Annotated in this window: 24 protein-coding genes; 6 read left to right on the top strand and 18 right to left on the bottom strand. The window is 70.3% G+C overall.

The features are described from left to right. Nucleotides 1-226 precede the first annotated feature (226 nt). The 5 genes from rpsD to infA all read right to left on the bottom strand — a co-directional run bounded on the left by rpsD (nucleotide 227) and on the right by infA (nucleotide 2,399). Entirely contained in the window at nucleotides 227-832 is a 606-nt protein-coding gene (gene rpsD, locus ACVBEQ_RS21885; RefSeq protein ID WP_447155517.1) for a 30S ribosomal protein S4, read from the bottom strand. Between the two features lie 19 nt (nucleotides 833-851). Next, complete coding sequence (gene rpsK, locus ACVBEQ_RS21880) at nucleotides 852-1,262, bottom strand: 30S ribosomal protein S11 (RefSeq protein ID WP_447155516.1); 411 nt, start codon at nucleotides 1,260-1,262, stop codon at nucleotides 852-854. A 3-nt stretch (nucleotides 1,263-1,265) separates the two neighbouring features. Then, on the bottom strand, nucleotides 1,266-1,643 hold the full coding sequence (gene rpsM, locus ACVBEQ_RS21875; RefSeq protein ID WP_447155515.1) for a 30S ribosomal protein S13: 378 nt from the start codon (nucleotides 1,641-1,643) through the stop codon (nucleotides 1,266-1,268). Between the two features lie 212 nt (nucleotides 1,644-1,855). After that, complete coding sequence (gene rpmJ, locus ACVBEQ_RS21870) at nucleotides 1,856-1,972, bottom strand: 50S ribosomal protein L36 (RefSeq protein WP_447155514.1); 117 nt, start codon at nucleotides 1,970-1,972, stop codon at nucleotides 1,856-1,858. A gap of 205 nt (nucleotides 1,973-2,177) precedes the next feature. Further along, nucleotides 2,178-2,399 (bottom strand): translation initiation factor IF-1, encoded by a 222-nt coding sequence (gene infA, locus ACVBEQ_RS21865; RefSeq protein WP_015746488.1) that lies wholly within the window; start codon nucleotides 2,397-2,399, stop codon nucleotides 2,178-2,180. 341 nt (nucleotides 2,400-2,740) lie between these two features. Here infA and ACVBEQ_RS21860 point away from each other — a divergent pair, with 341 nt between their 5' ends. Then, nucleotides 2,741-3,061 carry a TFIIB-type zinc ribbon-containing protein gene (locus ACVBEQ_RS21860; RefSeq protein WP_447155513.1) on the top strand — a complete coding sequence of 107 codons (321 nt, stop codon included), beginning with the start codon at nucleotides 2,741-2,743 and terminating at the stop codon, nucleotides 3,059-3,061. Between the two features lie 121 nt (nucleotides 3,062-3,182). Next, nucleotides 3,183-4,094: a phosphatase PAP2 family protein gene (locus ACVBEQ_RS21855; protein WP_447155512.1), complete on the top strand. Its 912-nt coding sequence runs from the start codon at nucleotides 3,183-3,185 to the stop codon at nucleotides 4,092-4,094. Nucleotides 4,095-4,172: 78 nt separating this feature from the next. On the opposite strand, the gene ACVBEQ_RS21850 is transcribed toward ACVBEQ_RS21855, so the two are convergent. The 4 genes from ACVBEQ_RS21850 to ACVBEQ_RS21835 all read right to left on the bottom strand — a co-directional run bounded on the left by ACVBEQ_RS21850 (nucleotide 4,173) and on the right by ACVBEQ_RS21835 (nucleotide 8,030). Further along, complete coding sequence (locus tag ACVBEQ_RS21850; RefSeq protein ID WP_447155511.1) at nucleotides 4,173-4,544, bottom strand: VOC family protein; 372 nt, start codon at nucleotides 4,542-4,544, stop codon at nucleotides 4,173-4,175. Nucleotides 4,545-4,622: 78 nt separating this feature from the next. Continuing rightward, complete coding sequence (locus tag ACVBEQ_RS21845) at nucleotides 4,623-5,294, bottom strand: response regulator (protein WP_447155510.1); 672 nt, start codon at nucleotides 5,292-5,294, stop codon at nucleotides 4,623-4,625. Next, nucleotides 5,291-7,081, bottom strand: coding sequence for a sensor histidine kinase (locus ACVBEQ_RS21840; protein WP_447155509.1), 1,791 nt, complete (start codon nucleotides 7,079-7,081; stop codon nucleotides 5,291-5,293). Before ACVBEQ_RS21840 ends, ACVBEQ_RS21845 begins: the two co-directional genes overlap by 4 nt. 79 nt (nucleotides 7,082-7,160) lie before the next feature. Further along, nucleotides 7,161-8,030: an MIP/aquaporin family protein gene (locus ACVBEQ_RS21835; RefSeq protein WP_447155508.1), complete on the bottom strand. Its 870-nt coding sequence runs from the start codon at nucleotides 8,028-8,030 to the stop codon at nucleotides 7,161-7,163. A gap of 219 nt (nucleotides 8,031-8,249) precedes the next feature. Between ACVBEQ_RS21835 and ACVBEQ_RS21830 the strand changes: the two genes are divergently transcribed. Further along, the gene (locus ACVBEQ_RS21830; protein WP_447155507.1) at nucleotides 8,250-9,038 is read left to right on the top strand and encodes a serine hydrolase; all 789 of its coding nucleotides are present in this window, start codon (nucleotides 8,250-8,252) and stop codon (nucleotides 9,036-9,038) included. Between the two features lie 49 nt (nucleotides 9,039-9,087). Here ACVBEQ_RS21830 and ACVBEQ_RS21825 read toward each other — a convergent pair whose 3' ends face one another. From ACVBEQ_RS21825 to ACVBEQ_RS21785, 9 genes are all read right to left on the bottom strand, one after another. Then, entirely contained in the window at nucleotides 9,088-10,800 is a 1,713-nt protein-coding gene (locus ACVBEQ_RS21825; RefSeq protein WP_447155506.1) for a solute symporter family protein, read from the bottom strand. Further along, nucleotides 10,797-11,147, bottom strand: a complete 351-nt coding sequence (locus ACVBEQ_RS21820; protein WP_447155505.1) for a DUF485 domain-containing protein — start codon at nucleotides 11,145-11,147, stop codon at nucleotides 10,797-10,799. Before ACVBEQ_RS21820 ends, ACVBEQ_RS21825 begins: the two co-directional genes overlap by 4 nt. A 215-nt stretch (nucleotides 11,148-11,362) precedes the next feature. After that, nucleotides 11,363-12,859, bottom strand: coding sequence for a sodium/solute symporter (locus ACVBEQ_RS21815; RefSeq protein ID WP_447155504.1), 1,497 nt, complete (start codon nucleotides 12,857-12,859; stop codon nucleotides 11,363-11,365). 5 nt (nucleotides 12,860-12,864) lie between these two features. Continuing rightward, nucleotides 12,865-13,239 carry a hypothetical protein gene (locus ACVBEQ_RS21810; RefSeq protein WP_447155503.1) on the bottom strand — a complete coding sequence of 125 codons (375 nt, stop codon included), beginning with the start codon at nucleotides 13,237-13,239 and terminating at the stop codon, nucleotides 12,865-12,867. Further along, complete coding sequence (locus ACVBEQ_RS21805; protein WP_447155502.1) at nucleotides 13,236-14,117, bottom strand: LytR/AlgR family response regulator transcription factor; 882 nt, start codon at nucleotides 14,115-14,117, stop codon at nucleotides 13,236-13,238. The genes ACVBEQ_RS21810 and ACVBEQ_RS21805 overlap by 4 nt, the downstream gene beginning before the upstream one ends. A gap of 122 nt (nucleotides 14,118-14,239) precedes the next feature. Further along, nucleotides 14,240-14,590 (bottom strand): VOC family protein, encoded by a 351-nt coding sequence (locus tag ACVBEQ_RS21800; RefSeq protein ID WP_447155501.1) that lies wholly within the window; start codon nucleotides 14,588-14,590, stop codon nucleotides 14,240-14,242. Nucleotides 14,591-14,679: 89 nt separating this feature from the next. Then, a complete protein-coding gene (locus ACVBEQ_RS21795; RefSeq protein WP_447155500.1) occupies nucleotides 14,680-15,870 on the bottom strand; it encodes a sensor histidine kinase in 1,191 nt (396 codons plus the stop codon). Nucleotides 15,871-15,900: 30 nt separating this feature from the next. Beyond that, entirely contained in the window at nucleotides 15,901-16,563 is a 663-nt protein-coding gene (locus tag ACVBEQ_RS21790) for a response regulator (RefSeq protein ID WP_447155499.1), read from the bottom strand. Next, complete coding sequence (locus tag ACVBEQ_RS21785) at nucleotides 16,560-18,305, bottom strand: sensor histidine kinase (RefSeq protein ID WP_447155498.1); 1,746 nt, start codon at nucleotides 18,303-18,305, stop codon at nucleotides 16,560-16,562. The genes ACVBEQ_RS21790 and ACVBEQ_RS21785 overlap by 4 nt, the downstream gene beginning before the upstream one ends. 143 nt (nucleotides 18,306-18,448) lie before the next feature. Here ACVBEQ_RS21785 and ACVBEQ_RS21780 point away from each other — a divergent pair, with 143 nt between their 5' ends. The 3 genes from ACVBEQ_RS21780 to ACVBEQ_RS21770 are packed head-to-tail and all read left to right on the top strand — an operon-like array spanning nucleotide 18,449 to nucleotide 20,630. Then, nucleotides 18,449-18,826, top strand: coding sequence for a universal stress protein (locus ACVBEQ_RS21780; RefSeq protein WP_447155497.1), 378 nt, complete (start codon nucleotides 18,449-18,451; stop codon nucleotides 18,824-18,826). 59 nt (nucleotides 18,827-18,885) lie between these two features. Continuing rightward, nucleotides 18,886-19,926 carry a Bug family tripartite tricarboxylate transporter substrate binding protein gene (locus tag ACVBEQ_RS21775; protein WP_447155496.1) on the top strand — a complete coding sequence of 347 codons (1,041 nt, stop codon included), beginning with the start codon at nucleotides 18,886-18,888 and terminating at the stop codon, nucleotides 19,924-19,926. Then, complete coding sequence (locus tag ACVBEQ_RS21770; protein WP_447155495.1) at nucleotides 19,926-20,630, top strand: tripartite tricarboxylate transporter TctB family protein; 705 nt, start codon at nucleotides 19,926-19,928, stop codon at nucleotides 20,628-20,630. The genes ACVBEQ_RS21775 and ACVBEQ_RS21770 overlap by 1 nt, the downstream gene beginning before the upstream one ends. Nucleotide 20,631: the final 1 nt, after the last annotated feature.

The raw sequence follows: 20,631 nt of genomic DNA, 5'->3' as shown, positions 1-20,631 counted from the left end.
ACGTCACTGTTGGGTACTACCCCGGCCGGTCCAACGGCCGGACCTCCCGATCGGGGCGGATCAACGTCGGCGAGATGTTGATCCGCGCCACCGGGAGCGTTCGAGCTCGGCCAGTGACACTGGCGGAGCCAGTCCGACCGACGAAGTCGGTCGGGCGAAGCCAAACGCACCTACGGAGTTTTTCGAGCCCGGCGAAGCCGGTCCCTACCTACTCCCGGAGGGAGCGCTACTTGGAGTAGAACTCCACGATCAGCTGCTCGGTGACCTGCGAATCGATCTGCGCACGCACCGGCAGGGAGTGGATCAGGATGGTCAGGGATTCCGGGACCACCTTCAGCCAGGCCGGGGTCGGCCGGTCACCGAACGTCGCCCGCGCGAGCTCGAACGGGAACGACTCGGTGGACTGCTTGCGGACGGTGATGATGTCGTACTGCTCGACGCGGTAGGACGGGACGTCCACCCGCGTGCCGTTCACCAGGAAATGTCCGTGGGTGACGAGCTGGCGTGCCGCCCGCCGGGTACGGGCCAGGCCCGCGCGGTAGACGACGTTGTCGAGCCTGGACTCCAGGATCTGCAGCAGCGTCTCGCCGGTCTTGCCGGGACGGGACGCGGCCTCCGCGTAGTAACGGCGGAACTGCTTCTCCATCACGCCGTAGGTGAAGCGGGCCTTCTGCTTCTCCTGCAGCTGGGTCAGGTATTCCTTCTCCTTCGTCCGCGCGCGGCCGTGCTGGCCGGGCGGGAAGGGACGGCGCTCGAAGGCCTGGTCGCCACCGACGAGGTCGGTCTTCAGGCGACGGGACTTCTTGGTCATGGGACCGGTATAGCGAGCCATTTCTTAGCTTCCTCCCCGCTCAGACCCGGCGCCGCTTGGGCGGCCGAGTTCCGTTGTGGGCCTGCGGGGTGACATCGGAGATTGCGCCGACCTCGAGGCCGGCGGCCTGCAGTGAACGGATCGCGGTTTCACGACCCGAACCCGGTCCCTTGACGAACACGTCGACCTTGCGCATGCCGTGCTCGATGGCCTGGCGTGCGGCGTTCTCGGCCGCCATCTGAGCGGCGAACGGGGTCGACTTCCTGGAGCCCTTGAAACCGACATGGCCGGCGGACGCCCAGGAGATCACCGCACCGGTGGGGTCGGTGATCGAAACGATGGTGTTGTTGAAGGTGCTCTTGATGTGAGCGTGGCCGTGGGAGACGTTCTTCTTCTCCTTGCGGCGGACCTTCTTGACGGCTGCTGAACCCGTACGGGCTTTGGGGGGCATCGTTTACCTGGCCTTCTTCTTGCCGGCGATCGTCTTCTTCGGTCCCTTGCGGGTGCGCGCGTTGGTCTTGGTGCGCTGACCGCGGACCGGGAGGTGGCGGCGGTGCCGCAGTCCCTGGTAGGAACCGATCTCCATCTTCCGGCGGATGTCGGCCTGCACCTCGCGGCGCAGGTCACCTTCCACCTTCAGGTCGGCCTGGTCGATCGCGTCGCGCAGCGAGAGCACGTCCTCGTCGGTCAGGTCCTTGGAACGCAGATCGGGGCTGATGCCGGTGGCCTTCAGCAGTTCGAGGGATCGGGTACGACCGATCCCGTAGATGTAGGTGAGCGCGATCTCCATCCGCTTGTCGCGGGGAAGGTCGACGCCAACGAGTCTCGCCATCTGGCGTGGTACTCCTTTGCCGTTCCCACAGGTGTCGGTCGCGTCCCGTCCCCTTGCACTGGATGTCAGTGTCCCGGGGCCCCGGCCCGTGGTCCGAGGGCGTACCGCTCGCTGCGACCGGAGGCTGCAGGTGGCGGGTGGCGACGCGATGGTTGTACTGCGATGTTCTTTACTGCTGGTGCTGCAGCTGTACTGCAACGGCGCCGGGGCGATCAGCCCTGGCGCTGCTTGTGCCGCGCGTTGCTGTTGCAGATGACCATGACCCGGCCGTGGCGACGAATCACCTTGCAGTTGTCACAGATCTTCTTGACGCTGGGCTTGACCTTCATGCTGTCCTGCTTTCTCTAGTACCGCGCCGATCACGGCGCGGACCACGTGCATCTGGCGATGCACTCCCTATCGGTCCTGCGAATCGAGGCCGATCGTCCCGGGTCTCGAACCCGGTCCCGCCCCTGAGTGGGGGGCGGATTTCACTGCTGTCCTGCTGAACAGGCCCGCCGTCAGGCGGTCCGTTCCTACTCGCGGAGCGAGCGTCTACTTGTAGCGGTAGACGATCCGACCGCGGGTCAGGTCGTAGGGCGAGAGCTCCACGACGACCCTGTCCTCGGGCAGGATGCGGATGTAGTGCTGCCGCATCTTGCCGCTGATGTGCGCGAGCACGCGGTGCCCGTTTTCCAGCTCCACGCGAAACATCGCGTTGGGCAACGGCTCGACCACGCGACCTTCGACCTCGATGGCCCCGTCTTTCTTGCCCATGTCCTCCGCTATCCGATCCGTTGGCCGTGCTGGTCACCGCGCCCGGCATCGCTGTTGCGTGAACAGTGATGTCCGACCGGCGACCGGTCCTGAGTCGATCACTCCCCCCGCGCGGACCCTGTTCCGGCGCACCGCCGTACCAACGTCCGTGTCTATCTTGTGGCGGGAGGCCGACGCGCTCAGATGCCACTCATCCGATGCCGGCAGGATGCGTGCAGCACCAAGCCGACACGACTCGCGCGCCGACGTTCCACTCTACGCCCGTCCGGCGCATGCTCCAACTCGCGCGAATCCCGGGTGAAACACCGACCGGCCCCCGGGCGCGCTACCGTTGTCGCACCATGAGCCTGACGTGCCCGAAGTGCCAGAGCAAGATGCGCAGTTACGAGCGCAGCGGCGTCACCGTCGACCAGTGCAAGCAGTGCCGGGGGATCTTCCTGGATGTCGGCGAACTCGAGCACCTGCAGGCCGCCGAGGCCCGGTACCTGGGCCTGGAACCGGTCGGCACCCCGCCTCCGCCACCCATCAAGGATTACGACGCGCCGCGCCGCCCCTCCCCCGCGGACGACCGCAAACGTGCGGAGCGGCTGTACACCGAGGACCGAAAGCTTCGCAAAGTAAAGAAGCGTAAGAAGACGTTCCTGGAGAGCTTCTTCGACTGAGTCCGGCTGACGCCGGCCCCGATGTGCCGCTCCGTCGCTGGGGTTCGCGGCTGCGCTGTCGGTACCGTGGTGTGCTGACCGGGCACCACCCGACGGGGTCCGCCGGCCGAGGGAGTTCACCGTGTCTTCCGCGCTCATCAGCGCGCCACCAGGTGCGACGACCCAACTGGCCGACGGGGATGTGCTCTTCGAGTACGGCTACGTCTGGCTGCCGTACGCCATCGCAGCGGTCGTCCTGCTCGCACTCGGCGCCGTCGCGACAGTCCGCTGGCGCCGCTCGACCCCGCGTACCGGCGAACTCCTGCTGACCAGCGGCGCCCTGTTGGCCGTGCTCGCCGGCATCGTCCTCGGACTGGCCGACGGTGCGACGGAGGCCAACGGCCTCGCCTCGATCGACCCGCCGGTGTGGCAGTGGATGATCGACCGGCGCACCCCTGCCCTGACGACCGTCGCCATCGCCGTCACGAACGTGGGCAGCACCGTCTCGATGGCGATCATCGCCCTGACGGCCGTCGGGTACCTGTGGTGGCGCGGCCGGCGGTCCGAAGCGGCGCTGGTCGCGGTCGTCGCTGCCGGAGCCGGCGCACTGGTCCGGTTCGGCAAAGCCACCGTCGGCCGGGACCGGCCGCCGACGAACCTGCGGCTGGTCGTCGAGTCCAACGAGTCGTTCCCGTCCGGGCACGCCCTCGCGTCCGCCGCGATCATCGGTGTGCTGCTGGTGGTCTTCGTTCCCGCCATCGGCAATCACTGGGCGCGGGCGGGCGTCATCACGGTGGCCTGCCTGTTCGTGCTGGCGATCGGCCTGTCCAGGCTGTATCTGGGCGTGCACTGGGCGACGGACGTCATCGGCGGCTGGGTGACCGGGCTCGCCTGGCTGATGCTGTGCCTGACCGTCCGGCAGGTCTGGCGGCAGCGCCGGGGCCGTCCCGCGGAACTGCTCGACACCGAGGCCGATGTCGACAGGGATGACGACGCACGGAGCGATGCCGGCGCGCAGACCGGGCCGGCCACCGACGGCGGCCGGCCCGCCTGAGCCAGGCGATTTCCTGAGCCGGTCGACTTCCTGAGCCCGTCGACTTCCTACCCCAGGGCAAACTGCCGAGGGCGGGCGCTACCCCCAGTTGGCGGCCTGCGTCAGGCAGAACGGGTGACCGCTCGGGTCCAGCAGCACCCGCCAGGTCTCACCCGGCTGATCGTCAGGGAACGTCGCGCCGAGTTCGACGCACGCGGCCACCCCGGCGTCGAGGTCGTCGACCGCGAGGTCGAAGTGGAACTGCTTGCTGCCGTGCGCGTTCGGCCAACCCGGCGCCTCGTGGTCGGGCAGCGTCCCCAGCCCGAGGGAGACACCGCCGGGGCCGGTCAGCATCGCGTACTCGTCCTGCTCGTGCGCGACCTCCCAGCCGAGGACGCCGGACCAGAACTGTGCGTCGCGACGGGCGTCGGAACTGTCGAGGGTGACCATCTTGAGGGTGGCGACAGGCATCGGGTGGGCCTTTCTCGGGGTCTGGTGGACGGCCAGCAGACTGCCTCGTCCGGGGCGGGGACGGCTAGAACAAATGCGTCAGTCCGGTTTGCGCAGCCCGTAGCGGGTCTCCGGCCGGCCGACCTGCCCGTACCGCAGGCTCCGCTCGGCGACGTTGGTGTCGGCCAGGTGCTCGAGGTAGCGGCGGGCGGTGATCCGGGAGACCCCGAGGAACTCGGCGATCTGCGTCGACGACGCCTCGCCGAACTCGCGCAGCGCGCCGACCACGATCGCCAGGGTCTCCTTCGTCATCCCCTTGGGTAGTGCGCCGCCGGCCGGCGAGTGCAGCATGCCCAGCGCCCGGTCGACCGCGGCCTGGTCGACGTCGGTGTCGCCGACCTGGTTGCGGAACTCCTGGTAGGCGAGCAACCGATCGCGCAGCGTGCCGAACGCGAACGGCTTGATGACGTACTGCACTGCGCCCTGGGCCACTGCCGATCGGACCACGTCGGCGTCCCGCGCTGACGACACCACCATCACGTCCACGGTCGATCCCGCAGCCCTGATCCGCCGGAACAGCTCGAGCCCGCTGCCGTCGGGAAGGTGCAGGTCGAGCAGCACGAGGTCGACGCCGCCCCGGCCGAGAGCGCGCTCGGCCTCCATCCGGGAGTGGGCGACCGCGGCGACGGAGAAGCCGCACACCCGCTCGACGTACGCCTTGTGGGCGCGGGCCGCGATCGGCTCGTCCTCCACCACCAGCACCCGGATCATCGCACTCCGTGCCCGGAGCCGACGGCGGATCGGTCGTCATCCCTGCTGGTCTCGGCGGGCCGGCGGAGCGGCAGCCAGACCTTGAACCTGGCGCCGGGTCCGGGTTCCACATCGACCCGGCCGCCGCAGCGGTGCACCGCCTGGGCGACCAGCGCAAGGCCGAGGCCGCGGTCACCGGCCGGCCCGCGGGCGACCTTGGTCGACCAGCCCCGGACGAACACGGACGCGGCCTGCTCGGCCGTCAGGCCCGGGCCGTTGTCGGCGACGGTGATCAGCACCTCGTCGGCCGCGTCGACCGATGCGTCGTCGGCCGGGTCGGTGGCCGCCGCACCCTCGGAGTCGGTCCCGCCGACGGTCCCGTTCGCCGACATTTCCCCGGCGGACACCACCTCGGACGACACCACCTCGGAGGACACCTCGACCCGACGCGGACCGGACGGGCTGTCCGGTGTCCCCGCCAGCACGTCGAAGGCGTTGTCGACGAGGTTCCCGATGATCGTCACCAGTTCGGCGTCCGGGGCCACCCCTGGCGGGAGGAAAGATCCGGGCCGGATCGCCACCTCGATGCCGCGCTCCGCACCCTGTGCCGACTTCGCCAGCAACAACGCCGCGACGGCCGGGTTCTCCACCCCCGCCATCACCCGGTCCGCAAGGCCCTGCGCGGACTCCAGTTCGGCCACCGCGAAGGTCAGGGCGTGGTCCGTCTCGCCCAACTCGATCAGTGAGATGACGGTGTGCAGCCGGTTCGCCGATTCGTGCGCCTGCGCCCGGAGCGCGTCGGAGAACCCCTCGACCCGGTCCAGCTCGCCGGTCAGCGACTCCAGTTCGGTGTGGTCGCGCAGGGTCACCACCGCGCCGACGACGGCCCCCTGCACCTGCACCTGCCGCCGGCTGATCAGCAGCACACGGTCGTCGGACAGAGCCAGTTCGTCGGTGAGATCACCCAGGTCGTCGATCAGTTCAGCGACCTGCGAGGGCAGCCCGGCCTGCGCCGCGGTGCCGCCGATCGCGTCGTCGGTCAGCCCGAGCAGCCGCCGGCCCGCCGCGTTGACGCTGACGATCCGCCCGTCGCGGTCCAGCAACACCATGCCCTCGTGGACCGAGGCGAGCACGGCGTCGTAGTAGGTGAACAGCCGCGCCAGTTCCTGCGGGCCTTTGCCGAGGGTCTGCTTCCGTACCCAGGAGGCGATCAGCAGCGACCCGATGACGCCGATCGCCAGCGCCCCGGCGGCGATGAATCCCAGTACCCACAGCCGGCGATTGGTTGCCTCGTCCACGTGGTCGACGAGCACGCCGACGGCGACCATGCCGACCACCCGGCCGTCCGGGCCCAGGACCGGCGCGATCGCCCGCACGGACGGTCCGAGGGTGCCTGTGTAGGTCTCCACTGCGGTGCTGCCGGCCAGCGCTGCGTCCCGGCTGCCGCGGTACTCCTGGCCGATCTGGGTCGGGTCGGGGTGGGTGAAGCGGATGCCGTCCGGGTTCATCACGACCACGAAGTCGGCTCCGGTGCTGGACCTGACGTCCTCGGCGTAGCGCTGCAGCGCCGCGGTCGGGCCCGAGACTTCCTGCCCCGCCGGGTACGTCGCTATGAGCGCGGCGCGGACGTCCGGCGCGGCAGCCACCGCGGAGGCGACCGCGACCACCCGGTCACCGGTGGTCCGCTCGGTTTCGGCATCGGTGTCGACGAGCAGGGCGGCGAGTGCGGCACCCAGCACGATGACCAGCACGACGGCCTGCAGCGCCAGTATTCGGCGCGCCAGCGACCAGCTGGAACCGGCTTGCACGGGGCCCGACCTCCCGCCACGGGTGGAAGCCGCGACGCCGCGGCCTCCTCTCTCCGCAGACCTTACAAGCCCTACAGGGTCACTGGCCGGGGCGATTCACCTCGGTGAACAGGACGCCCTGGGCGGCCGCGGACCCGGACCGCCCGCCACCCTGACCGCGGAGCACGAAGGCCATGCCCACCGCGATCACGGCGCCCGCCAGCGGCCCGGCCACGTAGACCCAGTAGGCACTGAAGTCGAGGCTGACCATGTCGGGCCCGAACGTGCGGGCCGGGTTCATCGAGGTCCCCGAGATCGGGCTGCCCCACAGGCCGGCCAGGGCGATGTAGGCACCGACCCCTATCGCGCCGATGATCCCGACGTTCTGCGCGCCGGATGCGGTACCGAGGATGACGCTGACGAGCCCGAAGGTCAGCGCGGTCTCCATCCAGAAGGCGGCCATGTTGGAGTAGTTGGCGGCCGGGTAGTTGGAGCCGTACGAGGCCGACACGTTGATCACCGACTGCGCGAACCACGACGCCAGCACGGCGCCGGCGAGCTGCACGATGATGTAACCGGGAACGCGGACCCATGGGAAGTCACCGCGGAGCGCGAACGCCAGGCTGACAGCGGGATTCAGGTGGGCGCCGGAGACCTTGCCCATGAACAGGATGATGCCCAGCACCATGAGACCGGGTGCCACGACCGCCGCCGATCGGCTGATGGTGTCCGGGAACGCCTGGCTCATCATCCCGCCGCCGGCCGCTACCAGGACCAGCATGAACGTCCCGATGAACTCGGAGAACAGCCGGCGCCACTCCTGCCTGGAATCGTCGAAGTTCTCGACCATGGCGACGAACTCGGCCTGCAGTTGCGCCGGGCCGACGCGGGCGTCGGTGGGGGTCGCCGGGTTCGTGTCCGCACGTCGCGGCGCGGCGCGGCCCGCGGGCACCTTCTTCCGTGGTGGCATGGTGGTCCTCCCTGGGGGCGCTCCTGCAGAGGCGCTCTCGCAATCGCGGCGGCCGTGCCGCCCCGGGCGGTGCCGGATCCGGCTCCCGCTGGACGTCACTGTGCTCGTCGACACCGCGGGAAACGTCATCCGCGCAGGGTGATGTTCGTCCGATTCGTCTGCTCCGGATGAGCGGCCCGGCTCCCTCACGGCCAGGCCCCGGGTGCGAGCATGGGCGGCGTGAGCGCCCCCCTGGACACATCGGTGCGGTTGTCCGCGTGCCTCGTCGACGCGCAGACCGGCGAGGAGCTCGCCACCCTCGATCCACACGCCGTCCGGCCGACGGCGTCTGTCGGGAAGATCCTGTTGCTGATCGAGGTCGCCCGCCGGCTGGTGCACCGCGAGCTCGACCCGGCCACGTTGTTCACCAGGACCTCGGAGGACGCGGTGGCCGATTCGGGTCTGTGGCAACACCTGCACACCCGGTCGCTCGCGGTGGCCGACCTCGCCGTCCTGGTGGGCGCCGTCAGCGACAACCTGGCCACCAACGTGCTGCTGCGCGAGATCGGGCTGCCGGCGGTCGGCGCGACGGCCGAGGCGCTGGGATTGCGCGACACCGCGCTGTACGACCGGGTGCGCGACCACCGCGGTCCGCAGGATCCGACCACCCTGTCGACGGGCGCCGCTCAGGAGCTCGCGGAGCTGTTCGGCCGGCTGCACCGCGGCGAGATCATCGACCCGACGGTCAGCGCGACTGTCCTCGGCTGGCTCAACCTGGACACTGACATGTCAATGACGTCAGGCGCTTTCGGGCTCGACCCACTCGCCCACGGAGCCGCCGACCGGGACTGGTGGGTGGCGCACAAGACGGGCACCGACACCGGGATCCGGGCCGACACCGGGCTGGTCCGGGGACCGTTGCGTGCCGTGTCCTACGCCGTGCTCGCCGAGTTCGACGACGCCGACCGGGACGCGGCGCTGGACGCCATGCGGGACTGGGGCCTCCGGATACGGCACATCGCCGGCTGATACTGCAGCCGGCGATGTGCCCCCCGAATAGCGGGAAAAGATCAGAAGTTCAGTGGGACGTCGCCTTCTCGGCGTGCGCACCGGTCAGCGATCGGACCTCCATCTCGGCCCACTTGGCCTTGTTGTACTCGCGGCTGGTGATCGTCCCGATGAAGGCGAACAGGAAGCCCAGCGGGATCGACACGAGTCCGGGATTGGCCAGCGGGAAGTAGGCGAAGTTGATCGCCGGATCGCTGATCAGGCTGGCCGCCTTGCCGGTCGTGGCGTTGACGGCGCCGCCGGACACGTTGGGCGAGAAGGCCAGCAGCACCAGGGCGGAGATCAGGCCGCCGTAGATACCCCAGGTCGCGCCCCTGGTGTTGAACCGCTTCCAGAACAGCGAGTACAGGATCACCGGCAGATTCGCCGAGGCCGCGATGGCGAAGGCGATCGCCACCAGGAACGCGACGTTCAACGACTGCGCCGGAATGGCCAGCGCGATGGACACCGCACCGATGCAGACCGCCGCGATCCGGCCGACCCGCACCTCCTGCTTGTCGGTGACCTTGCCCTTCTTGATCACGTTCGAGTACAGGTCGTGGGCAAGTGAGGACGACGACGCCAGCGTCAGACCGGCGACCACCGCCAGGATCGTGGCGAAGGCGACCGCCGCGATAACGGCGAGCATCACCGCGCCGAGCCCGGTACCGACGCCGCCCAGCGCCTCGGCCAGTTGTGGCGCCGCGGTGTTGCCGCCGGGACTCTGTTCCGATATCGCCTTGGAGCCCACCAGTGCCGCCGCACCGAAGCCCAGGGCCAGCGTCATCAGGTAGAAGGTGCCGATCAGCCCGATCGCCCAGAGCACCGACTTCCGCGCCGCCTTGGAGTCCGGGACGGTGTAGAAGCGGATCAGGATGTGCGGCAGGCCCGCGGTGCCGAGCACCAGGGCGAGGGCGAGGGAGATGAAGTCCAGCTTGGAGAGCAGGGTCTTCGTCGCGTCCGCGTTCTCCACGCCGTACCGAAGTCCGGGCTGCAGGAAGGCATCTCCCTTACCGGAGGCATCAGCGGCCGCGCCGAGCAGCGCGGAGGGGTTGAAGCCGAACTTGGCGAGCACCCAGATCGTCATCACGGCGGCGCCGGTCATCAGCATGACCGCCTTGACGATCTGCACCCAGGTGGTGCCCTTCATCCCGCCGAACACCACGTAGACAATCATCAGCAGACCGACCCCGGCGATGACGAGATTCTTCGCGGCCTGCGAGCTGATGCCGAGCAGCAGCGCGACAAGCTCACCGGCGCCGACCATCTGGGCCAGCAGGTAGAAGATCGACACGACCACGGTGGAGATGGACGCCGCGGTACGAACCGGGCGCTGCCGCATCCGGAAGCTCAGGACGTCGGCCATGGTGAACTTGCCGGTGTTGCGCATCAGCTCCGCGACCAGCAGCAGGGCCACCAGCCATGCGACGAGGAAGCCGATGGAGTAGAGGAAGCCGTCATACCCGTACAGCGCGATCAGACCCGCGATGCCCAGGAACGACGCGGCGGACATGTAGTCGCCGCCGATCGCGAAACCGTTCTGCATGCCGGTGAAAGACCGTCCACCGGCATAGAAGTCGGCAGCGGTGCGGTTCTGCCGGCTGGCCCAGATGGTGATCCCGAGGGTGAGCGCGACGAAGAGCGCGAACAAGGTGATGGTCAGCGTCTGGTGCGACGAGCCCTCTTCGGCGGCGGCCTGCACCTCCTCCGCGACCTGCGCGGACCCTGCGGCAAGAGTGATCATCGGGCGTCTCCCTCGATCTGGCCGCGCAGCTTGTCGGCGAGTGGGTCGAACTTGCTGTCGGCGTGCCGCGCGTAGAACAACGCGATCAGGAAGGTCGAGACGAACTGCAGGACACCGAACAGCAGGCCGACGGTGATGTTGCCGAACACCTGGATGTTCATGAAGTCACGGGCGAAGGCCGCGCACAGCACGTAGGTGAAGTACCAGACCAGGAAACCCACCGTTGTGGGGAACACGAAGGAACGCAGCGCATGTCGGAGCTTCGCGAAGTCCGGTGACGCCTGCACCGTCTCCCACTCCACCGAACTCGCCACCGATGTGCCCTGTGCTGCTGGCGGATCTGCCATGGGACCTCCTCGTCCGGGTCTGCTTCGGCGCGCCGCGGCGGTGAACCGGGGCACGGTATGCGAGGACGCTAGGCAGCCGGTGAGCCGATCGCACCGCCCGATCGGGCAGCGGGGAGTCGGTGCGCCGAACGGCGCTTCCGTGCCGGTGAGCGGTCTATTCGGGCAAAGCTGTGACCGGGCCCACATTCACCCGTGCGGCTGACGGCCGCCGCACGTCAGCGATCGGCGGCCGGTGTCATCGCCCGTTTGACCGCCCCGGGTAGGTGCAACTGGGCGAGCACCGCGTCGGCCGTCGGGCTGATTCTCGACCTGGTCACCAGGGACACCGCGATCATCGTCAGGAAGGCCGCGGGAACGGAACCGACGGCCGGTTGGCCGAGCAGCGAGTCGAACGGATCGGGCAGCAGACCCGGCATGACGATCGACAGGGCGAGCGCGAACAGGCTGAGCCCGCCGCCGACGAGCAGGCCCGCGATGGCGCCGGCGGTGGTCAGTCCGCGCCACCAGATGCCCAGCACCAGCAACGGGCAGAAGGTCGACGCCGCCACCGCGAACGCCATCCCGACCACCCGGGAGATGTCCAGGTCGGTGGTCGGCAGGGCCAGCACCAGCGGCACCACCCCGGCCACCACGGCGGCGACCCGGAAGTCGCGCACCCGCCCGCGCAGCACGTCGGTGGACAGCACCCCGGCCGCGGCCACCACCAACCCGGACGACGTGGCCAGGAACGCCGCTATCGCGCCGGCGGCGAGCAACGCACCGAGCACATTGCCGAGCACGCCGCCGACCGCGGCCGCCGGCAGTCCCAGCAGCAGAGAATCCGACTGGCCTGCGGCGGGCGGCGCCATCAGGGTGTGGATCAGCGCCCCGGCGACGGCCGGGAACAGGTAGAAGACCCCGAGCAGCGCGATCACCCGCACCGTCGTCGACCGCGCCGAGCCGCCGTCGATGTTGGTGTAGAAGCGGACCAGCACGTGCGGCAGCCCCATGGTGCCGAGGAAGGTGGCCAGCATCAGGGAGTAGATCCCGGCCACCGGGTGCGCCCCGCCCAGACCACGGCCCGCGTCGGCCCAGCTGCCGGCGAACATCTCCTGCACGCCGGTGCGGTTGACGGCCAGCACCACGAGCACCGGAACGGCGATCGCCATCAGCTTGAACCAGTACTGCAGCGCCTGCACCAGGGTGATCGAACGCATGCCGCCGGCGACCACGTTCAGCGTGACGACCACGGCGACAACGGCGATGCCGACCCAGCCGGGCAGCCCGGTGACCTCCTGCAGCACGAGTCCCGCGCCGTGCAGCTGAGGCACCAGGTACAGCCATGCGATGACCAGGACCAGCCCGGTCGACACCGCCCGCAACCGCCGCGAGCCCCAGCGGATCTGCGCGAAGTCCGGCACCGTGTAGGCGCCCGAGCGGCGCAGCGGCGCGGCCACGAACAGCTGCAGCGCGAGGTAGCCGGCGGTGAACCCGACCGGGTACCACAGGGCGTCGGGGCCGTTCACCGCGATCAGCCCGGCCACCCCGAGAAACGATGCGGCGGAGAGGTATTCGCCGGAAATGGCGGCGGCGTTCCAGTTCGGCCCGACCGACCGGGAGGCGACCAGGAAGTCGCTGGTGGTGCGGGCGAAACGCAGGCCGGTCGCGCCGATCACGCCGGTCGCGACGACCACCAGCGCGATCGCGATCAGCGACAGCGTCGAGCCGTCCACCGCCGTCAGCCCCGCTCGAGCAGGTCGGTGAAGTCTCGTTCGATCCGCTCGGCCTGCCGCCGGTGCAGCCGCGCCAGCAGATACAGCGCCGGGTACGCCGCGACGCCCAACAACCACCAGATCAGCGGAATGCCGAGCACCCGTGCGTCGGCCACTGCCGGCACGGCCGCGAACAACAGCGGCAACGGGGCGAAGAGCACCAGCGCCACCCCGGCGATCCGAAGCGAGGCGGCCAACTGCGCACGCATCAGACCCCTGACCAGCTCCCTGCCGATCTCGGTCTGTTCCGCGACCTCGGCGCCGCGCAGGATCGGCATCGCCGCCGGCCGCCGTTCGGCGAGCACCACCCGGACCCGCCGCGGGGGCTGGTGCGAACTCACCGGCCCGGCCGCCGACCGGCCAGAAGCCGCTGCTTCAGCATCCGCAGATGCCTTCTGCTGACCGGGATCTCGGCGATGGCGGACTGTCCGCTGACGCCGACCCGGTAGCCGCCGTCGACCGACCTCAGCTCGACGATCCGGTGCAGCGCGACGAGATAGCCGCGGTGCACCCGGACGAAGCCCGCCGCCGCCCATTCCTCCTGCAGCACCGCGAGCGGGGTGCGGATGAGATGGCTGTCGCCACCCTCAACGTGCAGCCGGGCGTAGTCGCCCTGCGCCTCGGCCCAGCACACCGAGTCCCGCGGGACGAACCGCGTCTTGCCCGCGAGGTCGACGGCGATCACCGCACCGTCCTCCCGTTGGTCGTCCTGCTCCCCCACGTGCGTAACGGCGGGCTCCACCACCCTGGCCTCCGCGCCTCCCGCCGGATCACCGTGGGCAGCCACCCGCTGATGCCGGCGGTCCTGCTCGGCCGCCGCATCCCTGGCCGCGCAGAACCGGGTGACCGCCTCGGCCAGCCGGGCGGGCCGCACCGGTTTGAGAAGGTAGTCGACGGCACCGATCTCGTACGCATCGACGGCCCGGTCGTCGTGCGCGGAGAGGAACGCGACAGCCGGCGGATGCGGCAACGCGGACACCACCCGCGCGAGGTCGACGCCGTCCCAGCCCGGCATCGCGATGTCCAGCAGCACCGCGTCCGGGGTCGGCGACGAGGTCGGCTGCAGCATGGCCAGCGCCTCCGCGGCGTTCGACGCGGTCAGCACGGTGCCGACCCGCGGGTCACCGCCGAGCAGGAACCCGATCTCGTCCAGCGCCGGGGCCTCGTCGTCGACCGCGAGCACCACGAGTCCGGCGATGGCCGATTCCGTCGACGCCACGTTGACCGTCCTGTCCGCTCGCCGCCCACCGCAGCGTTCCCATGCACCGGCGGGACACACCCCCGCCACCGCGGGGTGGGATCGCAGAATTGTAGGTCGCCGGTTGCCGCCCCGGGGTCCGCTCAACGGTGCGACAACACGTTGATCACATGGCCGTCCGGATCCCTGACGAAGAACCGCCGGACGCCCCACGGTTCGTCGGTCAGTGGGTGCACGATCTCGGCGCCGAGGCCGACGGCCGCCCGGTAGGCGGCGTCGACGTCATCCACCTGCACCGACACCTCCGGCGGCACGGCGGCCGTCGCGTCACCGATCATCAGGCTGATCTGCACGTCGGGCCGCTCCGGGTCGGCCATGGTGACGATCCAGCCGAGATCCATCACGGGACGCAGGCCGAGAACGCTCGAATAGAAGGCGGCGGCCCGGTCCGGGGCCGCGCTCTGCAGGTCGGGAACGATGCGGGTGGTCGGCATCCGGCGATCCTGTCACCGATCGGCCCTGCACTGATCGGCACTGCACCGATGGGCACTGCACCGATCGATGCCGCTACCGATCGACACCGCTACCGATCGGCACTGATACCGGGCGCGAACTTGGGCAGCCGGACGATCACCTTCGTTCCGGCGTTCGGCGCCGTCTCGACGATCAGGCCGTAGTCCTCGCCGAACGCGGCGCGCAACCGGTCGTCGACATTGGACAGCCCGACGTGGCTGCCCGACGGCTCGCCCTCCCGGCTCCGGCCGACCTCTTCCGGGTCCATCCCGATGCCGTCGTCCTCGACGCTGATCAGGCAGTCCGGGCCGGCGTCCTCCGCCGTCACCGCGACGGTGCCGTCGCCGGTCCGACCAGCCAGCCCGTGCCGCACTGCATTCTCGACCAGCGGCTGGATCGACAGGAACGGCACCAGGACGCCGAGCACCTCGGGGGCGATCCGCCACCGGATGTGCAGCCGGTCGCCGAACCGCGCCCGCTCGAGCGTCAGGTATTTCTCGATGTTGCCCATCTCGTCGGCGAGGGTGGTGAACTCGCCGGCCTGCCGGAACGAGTACCGGGTGAAGTCGGCGAACTCGAGCAGCAGTTCGCGCGCCCGGTCCGGGTCGCTGCGGACGAAGGCGGCAATGGTGGTGAGGGCGTTGTAGATGAAGTGCGGGGAGATCTGGGCACGCAGCGCCCGCACCTCGGCCCGCGCGAGGTCGGCCCGGGAGGCGTCGAGATCGGCGAGTTCGAGTTGGGTGCTGATGAAGCGAGCGGTCTCGTCCGCTGCCCGGACCAGATAGGGACCGACCGCGGAACCGGCGAGCACGACCAGCGCACCGGCGGACCGGCCCGCCGCGATCAGCGGCACGATCACCGCCCGGCTCACCTGGCAGCCCGGCCGACCGCACGGTGGGCAGCCCGCCAGTTGCCGCCGCCCGGTGCCGACAGCGGTCAGCACGGCACCGCTGACGTCACCCGCGTGGTGCGCGCCCGGTCCGTGCACGCCGAGCAGCACCCCATCGGGCCCGGCGAGCGCGACACCGGGGGTCTCCAGCAATGCCGACAGGTACGGCAGCGCCTGTGCGCTGGCATGCGCGGTGAGCCCCTCGCGCAGCGGCGGCGCCGCCAGGCCCGCCGTCCGCAGGGCCTGCCCGGCCGCCCGCACCCCCGGCGGATCCAGCATCCGACGGCGGAGCCAGCGCCCGGCGAACACCGCCAGCAGGCCGATCGCGATCACCACGGCACCGACCAGCAGCCCGGTCAGCACGGCGTTCATCGGGCGAGCGTTTCACACGCCGCGGGCCGGTCAGTCCGGCGCGCTGAACCGGTGTTCCGGACGGCCGGTCGACCCGTACCGCAGCTGCATGACGATCGTCCCGCCGTCGGCCAGCAGCGAAAGGTAGCGCTGCGCGGTCGCCCGCGAGATCCCCACCTGGTCGGCCACCGCCGCCGCCGACACCGGGTCACCCGCCCCCAGCACGGCCTTCACCACCGCCTGCTCGGTCAGTGTCGAATGGCCCTTCGGCCGGTGCGCCGATGGTGCGTGCAGGGTGCGCAGCGCCAGGTCGAGCTCCGACTGACCGAGCACGTCCAGCCGGTCGAGTCCGGCCCGGTAGCGGGCGTAGGCGGTCAACCGCTCGGCGAGCATCTCCTCCGGGAACGGCTTGATCAGGTACGCCAGCGCCCCCCGCGACAACGCGGCGCGCACGGTCGCCGATTCGGCCGCCGCCGACACCACGAACACATCGCAGTCGACCCTGCGCATCAGTTCCAGGCCCGAACCGTCGGGCAGATACAGGTCGAGCACCGCCAGGTCGATCGTGCTGCCGGCGGTGGTCAGCCGGCGCATCGCATCGGCGAGGTTGGACGACACGTGCGCGACCCGGAAGCCGGCCACCCGGTCCACCGTCGCTGCATGCAGCCGGGCCACCCGGAAGTCGTCGTCGACGACGAGCACCTGCAGGGTCATGGCCGCGCCGCCGGGAGCACGGCACCGGCCGCCCGCACCTCGGCCGGGTCCCCCGCCGGAGCCACATTTGCCCGCCCCCCGGTCACCGCGCCGGGCAACCGGGCGACGAACACCGCACCGGCCTGACCTCCGCCCGGGTCGGCGAGCCAGACGTCGCCCCGCACCACCCTGGCGATCTGCCGCACGAGGGCCAGTCCCAGTCCGCGGCCGCCGCTCTCGCCGGCCGGGTGGCTGCTGACGTTCTCCTGGAACAGACTCTCCCGCAACGCTTTCGGCACCCCGTCGCCGCTGTCGGCGACCGTAACGAACAGCGTCCCGGCGTCGGCCAGCAACTCGATCTCGACCCACCGCTCGCTGCGGGCGGTGCCCTCAGCCGCCGCGTCCACCGCGTTGTCGAGCAGGTTGCCGACCACGGTGGTCACCGCCACCGGGTCGGTCACCGACCGGTCCAGCCAGGTCTCCGGGCCCAGTCGCAGCGTCACCGAACGCTCCCGGGCGTGCGCGGCCTTTGCCGCCAGGAACGCCTGCAGGGTCGGATCCCGGACCGTCTCCAATCCCTCCAGCAGGGTGCCGAGCGGACCCGCGCCCAGCACCGACCGGACATACTCGGTGGCCTCCTGCAGATGGCCGTGATCGAGCAGGCCGTGCACGACATGCAGCCGGTTCGCGAACTCATGACGCTGCGCCCGGAGCGCCGAGCCCATCGTCTGCACCGCGTCCAGCTGCCGGGTGAGCGCCTCGACATCGGTCCGGTCGCGCGCCGAGAGCACCACGCCGAGATCACGGCCGTCCCTGGTGACGCCGCCGACGCTGCAGATCAGCACCCGCTCACCGGCGAGCACCAGGAACGGGTCGGTGGGCACCCGGTCCGCGGGCGGACGCTCGGACATCTCCCGGATGACGGTCAGCACGCCGTTCGGAAGCCCGACGGCATCGGCCATCTCACCCGGTCGCACCCGGTCGCCGAACAGCCGGCGGGCCTCGCCGTTCGCCACCCCGATCCGGCCGTGCGGGTCGACGCCGACCACCGCCTCGCTGATGCTGCCGAGCACCGCCTCGTGTTCGGAGGCCATCGCCGCCAGTTCCTCCGGCTCCACCCCGAGGGTCAACCGGCGCAGCCGGCGGCTGAGCAGGATCGACGCGAACACGCCGAGGCCGAGTGCGGCGGCGGCGTACAGCGCGGCCACCCGCAGGTCCGACCACAACGCGGCGGAAATCTCGTCGGTGCCGATGCCGACGCTCACCGCGCCGACCACGTCAGTACCGCCCGGCGCGAGGACCGGCACCTTCGCCCGCGCGGACTCGCCGAGAGTGCCGCGCTGCTCCACGATCTCCTCCCGGCCGGCCAGCGCGACGGAGGGATCGGTGGACACCGGCCGGCCCAGTTCGGCCGGCTGCGGGTGGGCCAACCGGATCCCCCGGTCGTCGGTGACGACGACGAACAACGCGCCGGTGAGTTCCCGGACGGCCTCGGCATCGCGCTGGATCGGCCCGCGTTCCAGCTCGACGGCGCTGTTCGGACCGGCCCGGTGATCGGCCGAGTACCCCGCGACCAGGGCACGGACCTCGTCATCGGCGGCCATCGACCGGGCAATGGCCAGCGCCCGATCGCCGTACCCAGTCCGCAGTCCGCGGTCCAGCATGGTCGCGAACAGGCCGAATCCGACCAGCACGACGGCCGCCACCACGGCCAGCTGGAGGACCAGCAGCTGACCGGTGAACCGCAGGCGCCGTCGCCTCATCGGCTGACCCTAGATCCGCGGATGCCGTGAGCACAACGCGCACAACTCGGGACAACGTCAACAAGTGACAGGAACCGCGGGAAACGGCGGCGCTGTCGGGTGACGCGGATAACGTCCCGCCCACCGGAAACGAAGGAGTACCGATGACGATTCTCGCGGCCTACCAGCAGACCCCCGAAGGTGAGGCGGCCGTCCGCCGCGCTGTCGACGAAGCGCGGTTGCGCGGCACGGACCTGATCGTGCTGACCGCCCCCGCCCACACCGGCGATGCGGAGGTGCACACCGTTCCGGACGTCTCGGACGGTGGTGTCGAGAACCCGCCCGTCTCCATCAGGGCGGCGGTGCGCAGCGAGGACCTGGCAGGCGAGATCGTAGACCTGGCAACCGAACTCGATGCCGAGATGATCGTCATCGGGCTGCGCCGGCGGTCGCCGGTCGGGAAGTTGTTCTTCGGGTCGACCGCCCAGAACGTGCTGCTCAACGCCTCCGTCCCGGTGCTGGCCGTGCGCGCGCGTCCCTGACCGCACACCACCTCGACCTCCTCTCGACCCGACCTCCTCTCCACGCAGAAGGAAAGCCAATGACGGCATCTCCCGACACGAGATCCGGCCCGCCGCCGCAGGCCCGGACCAAGCAGCGCAAGCCGTGGGTCACCGCGGTCTGGACGGTGGTGGTCGTGCTGATCGTCGGTGCCGGCATCTGGTCGGCGGTCGACACCGGAACCGGCGACTCGGCCCGCAGCCGGCTCGGGGTCATCGCCCCGGCCGCTCCCGGCGGGGGCTGGGACCTGGTCGCCCGGGAAGCCCAGCAGGCGCTGAAGTCTGACGGCATCGTCAACAACGTCCAGGTGGTCAACATCCCGGGCGCGGCGGGCACGATCGGGCTCGGCCAGCTGACCGACATGGACGGTCAGGCCGGCACTTTGATGGTGACCGGAACGGTGATGGTCGGCGGCGTCATCGCCAACGACAGTGACGCGACGCTCACCGACGTCACCCCGATCGCCCGGCTGGCCGAGGATTTCGAGGTCATCGTCGTTCCCGGCGATTCGCCGTACCAGAACCTCGAGGAATTCCTCGCAGCGTGGAAGGCGGACCCGGGCGGCACGGTGGTCGGTGGCGGATCGAAGGGCGGCACGGACCACCTGCTGGCCGGCCTGGTCGCCGTCGACGCAGGCATCGACCCGCGGCAGATCAACTACCTGGCGTTCTCCGGCGGCGGCGAGGCGCTGAATGCACTGCTCGCCAACACGGTCGACGCCAGCATCTCCGGCTACAACGAGTTCGCCGACCAGATCGAGGCGGGCAACGTCCGGGCACTGGCCATGGGCACCAAGGAGCGGGTCGAGGGCATCGACGTGCCCAGCCTCGGTGAGCAGGGCGTGGACGTCGAACTCACCAACTGGCGCGGACTCGTCGCGCCGCCCGGCCTGAGTGACCAGCAGCGGCAGGCGCTCATCGACATCGTCGCCGAGATGGTGGACGGCGCGGCCTGGCAGGACACCATCGCCCGCAACCGCTGGCAGGACACCTTCCTGGCCGGTGACGAGTTCGAGGCGTTCCTGGCCACCGAGACCACCCGGATCCAGGAGATCGCAGACCAATTGGGGATCGGAGCCTGATGAGCACCTCAGAGAAACCCGGCAGTACGGCCGATCGGGCGGCGACCCACGACAGCACCGCCGCTGTCGGCTCACGGGCAGGACTGTCCGAGCTCGTCGTCCCCGGCATCCTGGTCGCCATCGCGATCTTCCTGATCATCGGCACCGTGAACATGAAACTGCCGCCCAGCGTGCAGGTTCCGGGGCCGACGTTCTTCCCGATGATCGTGATCGGCCTGCTGCTGGTGATGGCGCTGCTGTCGACCATCCAGATCCTGCGTGGTCATGCCAGGGCGGTTCGCGAACTGCGGGATCACGGACGTCCGGCCGAGCACGGCGATGGCAGCGGGTACGACGACGTCGATGCCTCGACGGAGTTCCTGCCGGCCGACGGCCCGGCGCTGGACGCCGACGGCGACCAGGTCGACGAGATCCCGCCGGACGTCCCGCCGGGTCGCGAGCCATGGCCGGCCAAGGCCTTCAGCGACTGGCGGGCGCTGGGCACGGTGCTGGCGTCCCTGGTGGCGTGCATCGTGCTGCTGGTTCCGGCCGGCTGGATCATCGCCGCCGCCGTGCTGTTCTGGGGCGTCAGCTACGCCCTGGGCTCACGCCGTCCGGTGTTCGACCTGTCCATCGCCCTGGTGATGTCCTCGCTGATCCAACTGATCTTCGGCGCCGCGCTGGGCCTGAACCTGCCGGCCGGATTCCTGGAAGGGGTGCTCTGAG

This window comes from Nakamurella sp. GG22 (genome assembly GCF_052976845.2).
The sequence above is the reverse complement of the archived record's forward strand: the minus strand, read 5'-3'. Positions and strand labels throughout refer to the sequence as shown.